Origin of the sequence: Bradyrhizobium sp. HKCCYLRH2060, assembly GCF_051168135.1 — a bacterium.
Lineage (GTDB): Bacteria > Pseudomonadota > Alphaproteobacteria > Rhizobiales > Xanthobacteraceae > Bradyrhizobium.
Genome location: NZ_JBNPUK010000025.1, coordinates 74639 through 85970 on the forward strand (window position 1 = coordinate 74639; position 11332 = coordinate 85970).

The 11332-nt window shown below is 65.2% G+C and carries 13 protein-coding genes; 10 read left to right on the forward strand and 3 right to left on the reverse strand.

Annotated features, from left to right (window positions below):
* The first annotated feature begins 16 nt into the window (after window positions 1-16).
* Genes ACQR10_RS31455 through soxA form a run of 5 tightly spaced genes read left to right on the forward strand, consistent with a single transcriptional unit; the run spans window position 17 to window position 3315 of the window.
* A complete protein-coding gene (locus tag ACQR10_RS31455) occupies window positions 17-1294 on the forward strand; it encodes an NAD(P)/FAD-dependent oxidoreductase (protein WP_316218352.1) in 1278 nt (425 codons plus the stop codon).
* On the forward strand, window positions 1278-1724 hold the full coding sequence (gene soxX, locus ACQR10_RS31460; RefSeq protein WP_316218351.1) for a sulfur oxidation c-type cytochrome SoxX: 447 nt from the start codon (window positions 1278-1280) through the stop codon (window positions 1722-1724). The genes ACQR10_RS31455 and soxX overlap by 17 nt, the downstream gene beginning before the upstream one ends.
* 15 nt (window positions 1725-1739) lie before the next feature.
* Window positions 1740-2219: a SoxY-related AACIE arm protein gene (locus ACQR10_RS31465; RefSeq protein ID WP_434912192.1), complete on the forward strand. Its 480-nt coding sequence runs from the start codon at window positions 1740-1742 to the stop codon at window positions 2217-2219.
* A complete protein-coding gene (gene soxZ, locus ACQR10_RS31470; protein WP_434912193.1) occupies window positions 2219-2539 on the forward strand; it encodes a thiosulfate oxidation carrier complex protein SoxZ in 321 nt (106 codons plus the stop codon). Before ACQR10_RS31465 ends, soxZ begins: the two co-directional genes overlap by 1 nt.
* 23 nt (window positions 2540-2562) lie before the next feature.
* Window positions 2563-3315 carry a sulfur oxidation c-type cytochrome SoxA gene (gene soxA, locus ACQR10_RS31475; RefSeq protein ID WP_410051458.1) on the forward strand — a complete coding sequence of 251 codons (753 nt, stop codon included), beginning with the start codon at window positions 2563-2565 and terminating at the stop codon, window positions 3313-3315.
* Between the two features lie 332 nt (window positions 3316-3647).
* On the opposite strand, the gene ACQR10_RS31480 is transcribed toward soxA, so the two are convergent.
* Complete coding sequence (locus ACQR10_RS31480) at window positions 3648-4607, reverse strand: LysR family transcriptional regulator (RefSeq protein WP_315802473.1); 960 nt, start codon at window positions 4605-4607, stop codon at window positions 3648-3650.
* Window positions 4608-4716: 109 nt separating this feature from the next.
* Between ACQR10_RS31480 and ACQR10_RS31485 the strand changes: the two genes are divergently transcribed.
* From ACQR10_RS31485 to ACQR10_RS31495, 3 genes are all read left to right on the forward strand, one after another.
* On the forward strand, window positions 4717-5154 hold the full coding sequence (locus ACQR10_RS31485; RefSeq protein ID WP_315802549.1) for a DoxX family protein: 438 nt from the start codon (window positions 4717-4719) through the stop codon (window positions 5152-5154).
* A gap of 64 nt (window positions 5155-5218) precedes the next feature.
* Entirely contained in the window at window positions 5219-5683 is a 465-nt protein-coding gene (locus ACQR10_RS31490; RefSeq protein ID WP_315802472.1) for a DsrE family protein, read from the forward strand.
* Window positions 5684-5795: 112 nt separating this feature from the next.
* Window positions 5796-6287: a TlpA family protein disulfide reductase gene (locus ACQR10_RS31495; protein WP_315802548.1), complete on the forward strand. Its 492-nt coding sequence runs from the start codon at window positions 5796-5798 to the stop codon at window positions 6285-6287.
* 244 nt (window positions 6288-6531) lie between these two features.
* Here the strand turns inward: ACQR10_RS31495 and ACQR10_RS31500 are convergent, their stop codons facing one another.
* On the reverse strand, window positions 6532-8187 hold the full coding sequence (locus ACQR10_RS31500) for a regulator (RefSeq protein ID WP_315802471.1): 1656 nt from the start codon (window positions 8185-8187) through the stop codon (window positions 6532-6534).
* A gap of 72 nt (window positions 8188-8259) precedes the next feature.
* Window positions 8260-8946, reverse strand: coding sequence for a cysteine hydrolase family protein (locus tag ACQR10_RS31505; protein WP_316218347.1), 687 nt, complete (start codon window positions 8944-8946; stop codon window positions 8260-8262).
* A 125-nt stretch (window positions 8947-9071) separates the two neighbouring features.
* Between ACQR10_RS31505 and ACQR10_RS31510 the strand changes: the two genes are divergently transcribed.
* A complete protein-coding gene (locus tag ACQR10_RS31510; RefSeq protein WP_316183523.1) occupies window positions 9072-9338 on the forward strand; it encodes a hypothetical protein in 267 nt (88 codons plus the stop codon).
* Between the two features lie 703 nt (window positions 9339-10041).
* A complete protein-coding gene (locus tag ACQR10_RS31515; protein ID WP_316216447.1) occupies window positions 10042-11154 on the forward strand; it encodes an IS4 family transposase in 1113 nt (370 codons plus the stop codon).
* Window positions 11155-11332 lie beyond the last annotated feature (178 nt).

Below are 11332 nucleotides of genomic sequence, written 5' to 3' on the forward strand. Positions count from 1 at the left end.
ATGCTATTCTCATCGGATGACAGTGACCCGGCAGCGCACGCGCAGAGAGCTCGGCGGCCTGATCGCGGCGAGCGCAGCCCTGCTCGCCGCGCCGGCCGTGCTGCGCGCGCAAGCGGCGGCGCGCGTGGTCGTGATCGGCGGCGGCTTCGGCGGCGCCAGTTGCGCCCGCGCGCTGCGCAACGCCGATGGCAAGCTCGACGTCATCCTGGTGGAAGCCAACAAGATTTTCACCTCGTGCCCCCTCAGCAACGAGGTCATCGCCGGCCTGCGCGACATCGGCGCGCAGCAATTCGGCTATGACAGGATCGCCGCCGAAGGCGTGCGCGTCATGCTGCAGGCGGCCGTGGCGATCGATGCGCCGGCGCACAAGGTGACGCTCGCCGACGGCGCCACGCTGGCCTATGACCGCCTGGTGCTGGCACCCGGCATCGATCTCGATTTCACGGCCCTGCAAGGCTACGACGAGGCTGCCTCGACGGTCATGCCGCACGCCTACAAGGCCGGCGAGCAGACGCTGCTGCTGCGCAAGCAGATCGAGGCGATGCCGGATGGCGGCACGGTGGCGATCGCCGTCCCCGCTAATCCGTCGCGCTGCCCGCCGGCGCCCTACGAGCGCGCCAGCCTGATCGCGCATTATCTCAAGGCGCACAAGCCGAAGTCGAAGGTGCTGATCCTCGATGCCAAGGACAGCTTCTCGCAGCAGAAGCTGTTCGAACAGGCGTGGCAGCAGCTCTACCCCGGCATGATCGAGCGCATTCCGCTGTCGCAGGGCGGCCGCGTCACCGGCGTCGAGATCGGCACGCGCACCGTGGTCACCGAGTTCGGCAACTACAATCCCGATGTGACCAACATCATCCCGCCGCAGAAGGCGGGCCGCATTGCCGCGCTTGCCGGTGCGGCCGACCGCACCGGTTGGTGCCCGATCGATGCCACGACCTTCGCCTCGAAGCTGCTTCCGGATGTCCACGTCATCGGCGACGCGTGCCTCGGCGGCGGCATTCCGAAATCGGCCGGCGCGGCGCGGGCGCAGGGCCAGACGTGCGCGGCGGTGATCGTACGCGACCTGACCGGACGGCAGTCCGATACGCCGCCGCTCACCGGCATCTGCTACAGCCTGGTGGCGCCGAACTACGCGTTCTCGCTGGCAGGCGTGTATCAACCCAAGGCGGATCTGTTCGCCGAAGTGGAAGGTGGCAAGACAAGCCCGATCGACGCCCCCCAGGCCACGCGCGCGGCTGAGGCAGAGGCGACAACGGCCTGGTTCAAGGCGCTGACCCATGATGCGTTCGGCTAGCCGGTTCATCGCGATCCTCATCATCGCCCTGCCCGCGACCGCCGCCGCGCAGCAGCTCGCGCCGTATACGATCAGCGGCGACGGCATCGCGCAATCGCTCACCGGCCAGCCCGGCGACGCCGCGCGCGGCCGTGCGCTCGTTCTCGCACGCAGCTCGACCTGCATCCTCTGCCATTCCGGCCCGTTCCCAGAAGCGCGCTTCCAGGGCGATCTCGCGCCCAGCCTTGCCGGCGCCGGCAGCCGTTCGACGATCCCGCAGCTCCGCTTGCGGCTGGTCGATGCCTCCAGGCTCAATCCGGCAACGATCATGCCGTCCTACTATCGCATTGACGGACTGACCCGCGTCGGTTCCGCCTGGCGCGACAAGCCGATCCTGTCGGCGGAGCAGATCGAAGACATCGTCGCCTATCTCGCGACCTTGCGCGAGTGAGCCCATATGACCGGCATGTTCGAACGATCCCACATCTCGCGCCGCCATTTGCTGCAACTGGCGGGAACGCTCACCGCGGCCAGCGCGCTGCCGCTGATCACGGTCCGGCCGGCGCAGGCGACGCCGGCGATGCTGGCGTCCGCCATCCGCAACCTCGTCGGCGAGGCCAAGGTGACGGTCGGCAAGGTCCGGCTCGACATCCCGCCGCTGGTGGAGAACGGCAACACCGTGCCCATGACGGTCAGCGTCGATCACCCGATGACGCCTGACAATTTCGTCAAGAGCATCCACGTCTTCAACGAGAAGAACCCGCAGCCCAACGTCGCCAGTTTCCACCTGACGGCGAGCGCCGGCCGCGCCCAGGTCACGACGCGCATCCGGCTCGCCGACACCCAGAAGGTCGTGGCGATCGCAAAGCTCTCCGACGACTCGTTCTGGTCGGCGAGCGTCGACGTCATCGTGACCTTGGCCGCCTGCACCGAGGAGATGCCGTGATGCCTGCCGCCCTCGTCAACGTTCCCGCCAAGGCCAGGCGCGGCGCCATCATCGAGATCAAGACGCTGATGAGCCACGTCATGGAGCCGGGCTATCGCCATACGGCCGCAGGCGAGGCCATCCCCCGTGACATCATCACCAGCTTCACCTGCAGGTTCAATGGCGCCGAGATCTTCCGCGCCGACCTCTATCCGGCCATCGCCGCCAATCCGTTCCTGTGGTTCTTCACCACGGCGACCGAGAGCGGCCGCTTCGCCTTCGAGTGGATCGGCGACAACGGCTTCGTCGCTACCGCCGCGGCGACGATCACGGTCGACTGATGCGGCCGGCGCTTCTCACTGTCATGACGATGATCGCCCTGACCTTGCCCGTGCTGGCCGGCGAGATTGCAGAGTCCGCGCGCCGCTCCGGCTATGACTTCATGTCGTCGGACACCAAGGCGATGCAGGACGACGACACCGCCAATCCAGCGATGCTGTCGGTGCTCGACGGCGAGGCGCTGTGGACGACGAAGGCCGGCACGGCCAACAAGGCGTGCGGCGATTGTCACGGCGCGGTCGATGTCAGCATGAAGGGCGTCGCTGCGCGCTATCCCGCCTTCAATGCCGCGAGCGGTGTGCCGGTCGATCTCGGCCAGCGCGTCAATCTCTGCCGCAGGCAGCATCAGGAGGCCGCGCCGTTCGCAGCAGAGAGCCGCGAGCTGCTGGCGCTGACGGCGCTGATCGCGAAGCAATCGCGCGGGATGCCGATCACCGCCGGTAACGACCCGCGGCTGGCGTCCTCGATCGCACGCGGCCGCGACTTGTTCTTTCAGCGCCAGGGCCAGCTCAATCTCGCCTGCGCCAACTGCCACGACGATAATTGGGACAGGCATCTCGCGGGCTCATCGATCACACAGGGACAGCCGACCGGCTATCCGATCTATCGCCTGGAATGGCAGGGCATGGGCTCGCTGCAGCGCCGCCTCCGCGGCTGCATGACCGGCGTGCGCGCGCAAGCCTTCGACTTCGACGCGCCGGACATGATCGCACTCGAGCTCTATCTGATGTCGCGGGCACGCGGCATGACGATGGACGCGCCGGCCGTGCGACCGTGAACGTGGGGCACCATCGGTGCGCTCCCTCTTCCCATTCGTCACGGGGCCGCAACGAGCTTTGCTCGCGCTGAGAGGGTTGGGGTGAGCAGACGCACGGGAAGTGTTCGTGGAGAGACCTGTCCCCGTCACCCGGATTGCATCTTCGATGCAATCCGACCTCTCCCCGCCCTAGCGAAGCTTCGCTTCGCCCTGGCGGGGCGAGGTGCACCTTCACTGCCGCGAGAGCTCAACAACATCATGCTGCTATACATCGAGTCGAACTTGTAGAAATTGATAGCCAGCGATGAGCACACCCCAGCTCAGATCGCGAGCTGCCAAGGCCGCCACGCGCATCACGCCCCTGTCTTCCGCCGCTTCCGCCCGCGCGCCCTGATCGTATCGATCGCAGGCGGCGGCCCTTCCGAGACCTGCTTCAGGCGTGGATCGGCGGCGATGAAGTCGATGAAGGTGCGGACCTTGGCCGAAAGATATTTGCGGCTCGGATAGACCGCCATCAGCGGCGCCTTGAGCGTCAACGCCTCCGGCAGCACCGTCTCGAGCCGGCCTGTCGCGAGATCATCCATGATCAGCCAGCGCGGCAACACGGCAATGCCCATGCCAGCGACGGCGGCATGGTGAAGCAGCGTTTCGTTGCCGCTGATCAGCACGTCCTTGAAAGCCGGCATGACCTCGCCGTCGGGACCAGGCAGCGTCATCGCGCGCGTGGGGATCAGCGCATATCTCAGGAACGCATGGCCATTGAGATCGGCCAGCGCCGTCGGCCGGCCCGCCGCGGCGAGATAGCGTGGCGCAGCGACGAACTGCATCAGGATCGAGGGTAGCGGACGGGCGATCAGTCCGTCACCGGGCGAGGCCGAGGTGCGGAGCGCGAGATCGAAACCCTCGTCGATGAGATTGACGAGCCGGCCGCTGAGGTCGACATCGAGCACGACCTCCGGATAGCGCGAGCGATAGGCGGCGAGCACGTCGGCGAACAGCGAATTCGCAAACCACACGGAGGCGCTGAGCTTCAACGTGCCGCGCGGCAGCACGGTGGCCTCGCTGACATCAGCCTCGACGTCGTCGAGCTGCTCCAGCAGCTGACGCACCTGCTCGAAATAGACCACACCGGCTTCGGTCAGCCCGACGCGGCGGCTGGTGCGGTTGAGCAGCCGGGTCGACAGCCGCCGCTCCAGCTCCATGACGTGCTTGGAGACCATGGCGGGTGACAGGCTCAGCCGCTCGGCCGCCGCAGCGAAGCTCTTGAGCTCGGCGACCTGGCAGAACACCCGGATGCTGACGAGGGAGTCCATTGATCATCAACCAGCAAGAAATGATTTCTCAACGGGAGGCATAATGATCAATCCAGAAGAAATCATCAACCTGCGCCGACCAGCCCCCACTCGTTTGGAGAATTCCATCGTGTCCACCACTGCATCGACCACCGATCTCACCCCGCTTCGGCCCTCGCTCGCGCTGCGCATCGGCCTGTGGACCGCACAGGCCCTGATCTTCGTGGCCTTTGGCGGAGCCGGCCTGACCAAGCTGTTCACGCCGATCCCGCAGCTTGCGGCGATGATGCCGTGGGCAGGTGAGTATTCCGAGGTTTTCGTGCGCGCGATCGGGCTGGTCGATCTCGCCGGCGCGCTCGGCATCATCCTGCCGTCGCTAACCCGCATCATGCCGCGCCTGACCGTCCTCGCCGCGCTCGGCTGCGCCACGCTCCAGGTGTTCGCCCTCGCCTTTCATCTTTCCCGCGGCGAGGCCGCCGTCACCCCGCTCAATATCCTGCTGCTCGCCTTGTCGCTGTTCGTGCTGTGGGGCCGCAACAACAAGGCGCCGATCCGGCCGCGCAACTGACCCGGCAACCACCGGCCTTGGAATCGCCACGGCCGACGGTTTCCCTTGCGACGAGAAAGCAGCGATGAGCGAACCCGTTCAAGATCTCTCCCGTCGCGGCTTCGTCGCTGGCGCGACGGCCCTCGGCACTCCAACCCCCGCCGTGCCGGCCGTCGCCCAGCATCGCGCCGGCATCGTCATCCTGATCGATCGCAATGATCCGCACGTGATGGGCCACGCCATCAGCTATTCGGGGAATCTCACGCGGCATTTCGCCAGCCTCGGACAGACGCCCATCATCGAGGTCGTCGCCAACGGCAGCGGCATCGATGTCTTCCGCGCCGACAAATCTCCGTTGAAGGAGCCGATCGCCGCACTGCGCCAGATGTATCCGCATATCGGCTTCAGCATGTGCGCCTCGTCGAAGGCGATCGCCGAGAGCAAGGAGAATCTGATGATCGAGCTGATCGAGGGCGCGAAGCTCGTGCCATTCGGCATCGGCCGCGTCGTCGAGTTGCAGCGCAAGGGCTGGGCCTACATCCATGGCTGAGACTGTTTCCTTCAGCGCCCTCACGCGCCGCACAGCGCTGCTGGGAGCCGCCAGCGCCCTCCTTGTATCCTCGCCGCGCGTCCGCGCCGCGGCTGATGATCCGAGGCCGCCGCTGTTCCGCAGCGGCCGCAGCCAGTTCATCGTCGAGCGGCCGCGCAATCCGCTGCCGCCGTTGAAGCTGCAGGACTTGAGCGGCAAGGACGTGACGCTCGCGCCGAAGCCAGGCCATGTCACGCTGGTGAACCTGTGGGCGACGTGGTGCGCGGCCTGCAAGACCGACCTGCCGACGCTCGCCGCACTGGACCGCGTCCGGATGCCGGCGCTCGACGTCTGGACCATCTGCACCGACCGCCGCGACATCAAGACCATCCGCCGATACGCGGAAACGGTCGCGATGCCCCGTCTGTCCTTCGCCGACCCGCATGCGCAGGCGACCAATCCAGCCAATGCCGACGCCTCCGTCTTCGCCACGCCGGCGATGCCGATCACCTATCTGATCGGGATAAGCGGCTTGATCGAAGGCGATGTGACCGGTGCGGCAGAGTGGCTGTCCGAGCCCGGTGAGGCGCTGCTGCGCTACTATCTCGATCAGCCGGCCACGTGACGGTCGAAGACAGATCCGGCGGCCGGACTGGTGAGACGGTGCAGGCATTTGCCTCACCACAACGTCATTCCGGGGCAAGGCCGATAGGCCGTGAACCCGGAATCTCGATGTTGTCTTGCGTCGGCTTTCAACAAGCTCGAGATTCCGGGTTCAATCGCCAACCCGCCGCCGCTTCGCGACGTCGAGTTGACGATTGCCCCGGAATGACCGTCTGAACCAACTTGGCTTTCGTGCCGCAGTCGGCCTACTCCGCCGGCGCCGCTTGCATGTCGGCATGCGGCACGTAGCTCTCGGACATGCCGAGCCGTCCCAGCCAGAACAGCCCGCCCGCGACCACGACATAGGCCAGCGCCACCGCCGGCGTCACACCGAAGCCGCCGCCGATGCCGACAGCCTCACCATGCATAAAGCCGAAATAGGTCATGACCGCACCGGCGAGCGCGAACGCCGCCGCCTTGGTGAAGTCGCGCTCGATGACGAACACACCGATGGCGCCCAGCACGAGGCCGGCGAGGATCGAGCCGCCACCCATCACTTCCAGGCCGTGATACAGCACGCCCTGCTGCGGCAGCGCGGCGATCGCGGCGGTCTTCACCGCGTCCACCTTGTCGGCAGCGAGCCCGCCGACAGCCTGCGCCGCCGTCACCGTCGAGGCCAGCATGGTGTCGATCTGCAGCTTGGCCCAGGCGGCGAGATGCGGCGTGAACGCGAGCACGATCGCCGGCGCGTGCTTGACCGGCGTCGTCTGGAACGCCTGCGCGCCGATCAGCATGCCGATGTAGAGCAGGATCGGCGAGATCGCGACCACCGGCACCAGCGCCAGCAGCACCGAGATGATGCCGAGCCAGGACAGCACGATCACCATCAGCCCGGTCGCCGCGGAGTAGCCGATGCGGCCGCCCATCGCCTTCCAGCCGGGATGGCCGATGTAGACGGCGTTGATGAAGGGATTGCCCATCATGCAGCCGATCAGGCTGACGACGCCGTCGGCGGTCAGCACGCGCGTCGTCGGATACTCGTCGCCCGCGGCTTCCGCGCTCTCGACATTGTCCATGGCCTCGACGAGGTCGTAGATGCCGAACGGGATCGCGGTCACCAGGATCACGCCGAGATATTCGAAGCCGGAGAACACCGTGCCGAACGCCGGCAGCGGCACCGAGAAGCCAAAGTTGGCGAAGGCATCGCCGACGCCCTTCACGCTGAGCCCGCCGAGGCCGAGGCCGAACAGGTTGGAGCCCCAGGCGATGACCATGCCGACCGCGATCGCCACGAGACCGGCCGGCAGGCCTTTCGGATATTTCACGCCGCCGAACCAGCTGACCAGGATGATCGCGAAGCACACCAGCCCGATCTGCGGCGTCATGTACATCTCGAGCGCCGGCCGCATCGAGATGAAGGTGACCGAGACGCCGGCGAGCGTGCCGAGCAGCGCCGCCCTCGGCGTGATCTTGCGGATATAGGGCGCGACGAAACCGCCGATCATCAGGATGAAGCTCTGGAAGAACACCCAGACGAGGCCGGCCGACCAGCCCTTCAGGGGATCGCCGGTCTTCAAGGTGACCGGCAGCATGATCACGAAGGTCACGATGAACATGTGCGGGACGCTGACGCCCGAGGGCAGCGCGCAGACGTCGCTGCGTCCGGTCTTCTGCGCCAGCCGATAGGCGAGGAACGCGTAGTACAAGGTCGACAGGCACATCATCAGGCCGAGCGCCGGCAGGATGCGGCCGAACACCAGGCTGTCCGGCATCTTCAGCACGAAGCGCAACAGCCCGGTGAGGACGAGCATGTTGACGAGGATGTTGGTGCCGAAACCGAAGAACGCGTTCCAGTCCCCTTGTGTCCAGAGCACCGGTTTGAAATCCGCACTTGTCGAGCTTGCCGTCCCGCTTCCGCTCATCGCCTTGCTCCCCTGTTGCCTGCAGCGACTACATGATCAAACTCATCCGTCTCAGATCTTTCAGCTCGTCTCTCAGATCATGGCCTTCAGCACCGCGGCCGAGTCCGCGACCCAGCCGAAGATGCCGCCCTGGGCCTTGATCATCTTCAGCCCCATCTCGTGGAATTCCGGGAAGTAGGACGCGCAGCCATCGGAGATGACGACGCAGCGATAGCCGCGGTCATTGGCCTCGCGTACGGTGGTGTTGACGCAGACCTCGGTGGTGACGCCGCACACCAGCAGATTGGCGATGCCATGGAGCTTCAGCACCTCGCCCAACTCGGTCGCGTAGAAGGCACCCTTCCCCGGCTTGTCGATCACGACCTCGCCATCGACGGGATAGAGCGCGGGAATGATGTCGTGCCCGGCCTCGCCGCGGATGAGGATGCGCCCCATCGGACCGGGATCGCCGATGCGAAGCGACGGCGCGCCGCGCTCGACCTTGGCCGGCGGCGCATCCGACAAATCCGGCTCGTGGCCCTCACGGGTGTGAATGACCAGCATGCCGGCCTCGCGTGCCGCCGCCAGCACATTCGCGATCGGCTCGACCGCGCGGGCAAGCTGCGACACGTCATTGCCCAGTGTCTCGCCGAACCCGCCCGGCTCCATGAAGTCGCGCTGCATGTCGATGATGACCAGCGCGGTCTTGGACAGATCGAGCGTGATCGGCTCCGGCTCGGCGATGATCGTCGCGGTTGCCGCTGCAGATGAGTTCGCCATGTCAGCCGCCTGCCTCCCCGCGAGAATGTCTCGCAACTGATGAAGCAAGCGGTGTGCCATTGTGTACAATGCGGCGAGGCGCGACGGCCCTGGCGAAGCACGAACTAATTCAAGGGGTTGAGAAGATGGCCGACATCGCCCGGTTGCTGGGCAGGCTCGTTCGGCGCGAACTCAGCCCATTTCATGAGCGATCATTGCATGCAATGATCGCCATGCTGCATCGCCTTGCGCCAAGGAAGGAGATTGAGCTTCACCTCGTCCCGCCTGTGCGCAGCATGACCACCGATCGCGCCAAACCGACAAATGTCGGGTCAAGCCCGGGACGACGGCGGGAGAACGTCACATCACCTTCCGATAAAAATAATCTTCTTGCTATTTTTCGGAAATCATGATTGTCTACGCGCATCCCGCCTCATCGCAGAGGGGCGTAGCGCGCGATCGTCACGACACGCGAGGCGGGGAAGCGATGGCCGCGAGAGATCGCAGCGTCCTCTTTCGAGGGCGCGGACGAACGATGGCTTGCGGACGTGAAGTCGCAGCGTCCTGACACCCCGACGCTGGTGTCACCCGCGCAATGCGCAAGCATTGTCGCGGCATGGTGGCCAACAAGCCCGGCGCACCAGGGAGACTGCGTATAAGCGTGAAGACCGTCGCGCAGGGAATGCCGGAGTGTTCGGCTTTGCCTGTGGTACCTGCCGCCTGCATTTTTTTCGCAGGCGGGCCATGGGTGAGGCCTTCACCCGGCATTCCCTGCGCCCTCTGCATGATTTGCGAGGGGCGAATTGAATGTAGAACTCGGGCGCGACGCGCCGCGAGGCTGAGATGTCGTGTCCCGTGCTGTTTGAGACTGTGAATTAGGTGAACGGAGACACCTCTGCCGTGCAACAGCTGGATTCAATAGCGCCGCTTGACGACGGAGAAGATGCGACATGCTGATGACTGCGCCCTCTCCCCTTGTGGGAGAGGGCATGTACGACAGTGTGACAAGGACGGTCGGGTGAGGGGTATCTCTCCAAAAACGCCAATCGCGGAGAGATACCCCCATTGGCGCTAACTTACCATTTTGCTGCCGGAAATGGATGATTCCTCGGTCGAGTGACTGACGAATCGCTTTCGAACGCCGAATGGCTGCGCACTATCGCTCGGTTGGGCGGCGCTGACCTGCTTGAGCATGAGGCTCGGGAATTTGGGGCTTTCAAACGAGCCCGCAAGGTCGAATGTGCCGTGGATCAGCTGCGGCTGGTGCTCGCGTATTGTTGGGGGACGCGCGGGCTGCGATTGACCGCCGCATGGGCTGAGGCGATGGGACTTGCCTCATTGTCGAATGTCGCGCTTCTCAAGCGGCTACGCAACTCGGCGGATTGGCTCGAACAACTGGTCAGCCGGCTGCTCGTTGGGAGCGCAGGTGAGACCTGCCTGGCCGCGGCGAAAGGCCGACCGGTCCGTCTTGTGGATGCCACGGCGGTGGCAAAAGCCGGCCGCAATGATCGAGAATCCGGCGGCGTATGGCGGATACATTCAGCCTTCGATCTGGCGAGCGAACGCTTTACCGCCTTCGAACTGACGGATGAGAGCGAGGGCGAGGTCATCGATCGCGCCGGTGTCGTGCCGGGCGAAATTCGCGTCGGCGATCGTGCCTATCTGCAGCCCGATCGGGTCGCCAAGGTGCTTGCTGAAAGCGCTGATATCGTAGTGCGCGCCAAATGGAATGGCGCTCGTTGGCTCGACGCCGACGCGAACCGTCTCGATCTCATTGCTCTGCTAAAAAAGTCGCGTGGCAAGGGACTGGTTGATCGGCCCGTCTGGATCAAGGCTTCGGCGAAAGAGCCTATCGCATTACGTCTGGTGGCGATCCGAAAGCCGAAGCAGGCGCGCGATGCCACGATCGAAAAGATCACGCGCCGGGCACGAGACATGGGCCGCAAGCTGCAGCCCGAGACGTTGGTCGCGGCCGAATGGGTCATCATCATCACCTCGCTCGATCGCGATGAATATCCACTTCCAGCAATCAGCAGCCTCTATCGATTGCGGTGGCGCATCGAGATCGCCTTCAAGCATCTCAAGAGCAGTATCGGCCTCGCGCGACCACCGGGCGAGGATCCCAGGAGTGCGAGAGCGCACATCCTCTGTCATCTTCTGCTGGCGCTGCTGACCGAGCCGCTCATCGCGGAACATCTCGGTGACTCTCCCCGCCGGGAGGCCGCGTGAAGAACGGCGTCTGGCGCCTATTGCGCTTGATCGTCGAGGCCCTCGTCGACGCCGTCATCCCCAAACCCGACGTGCAAACGTTGCGGGCCGCTGCGCGGAACATTCAACGCCATCTCCGAGAGCCGCCAAGAAAACGAGAATACCAAGCGTTAATTTGGTAAGTTAGCGCCAATGGGGG

Coding starts and splice junctions, on each gene's coding strand:
- ACQR10_RS31455 (WP_316218352.1), top strand. CDS start 17: ATGACAGTGACCCGGCAGCGCACGCGCAGAGAGCTCGGCGGCCTGATC.
- soxX (WP_316218351.1), top strand. CDS start 1,278: ATGATGCGTTCGGCTAGCCGGTTCATCGCGATCCTCATCATCGCCCTG.
- ACQR10_RS31465 (WP_434912192.1), top strand. CDS start 1,740: ATGTTCGAACGATCCCACATCTCGCGCCGCCATTTGCTGCAACTGGCG.
- soxZ (WP_434912193.1), top strand. CDS start 2,219: ATGCCTGCCGCCCTCGTCAACGTTCCCGCCAAGGCCAGGCGCGGCGCC.
- soxA (WP_410051458.1), top strand. CDS start 2,563: ATGACGATGATCGCCCTGACCTTGCCCGTGCTGGCCGGCGAGATTGCA.
- ACQR10_RS31480 (WP_315802473.1), bottom strand. CDS start 4,607: ATGGACTCCCTCGTCAGCATCCGGGTGTTCTGCCAGGTCGCCGAGCTC.
- ACQR10_RS31490 (WP_315802472.1), top strand. CDS start 5,219: ATGAGCGAACCCGTTCAAGATCTCTCCCGTCGCGGCTTCGTCGCTGGC.
- ACQR10_RS31500 (WP_315802471.1), bottom strand. CDS start 8,187: ATGAGCGGAAGCGGGACGGCAAGCTCGACAAGTGCGGATTTCAAACCG.
- ACQR10_RS31505 (WP_316218347.1), bottom strand. CDS start 8,946: ATGGCGAACTCATCTGCAGCGGCAACCGCGACGATCATCGCCGAGCCG.
- ACQR10_RS31510 (WP_316183523.1), top strand. CDS start 9,072: ATGGCCGACATCGCCCGGTTGCTGGGCAGGCTCGTTCGGCGCGAACTC.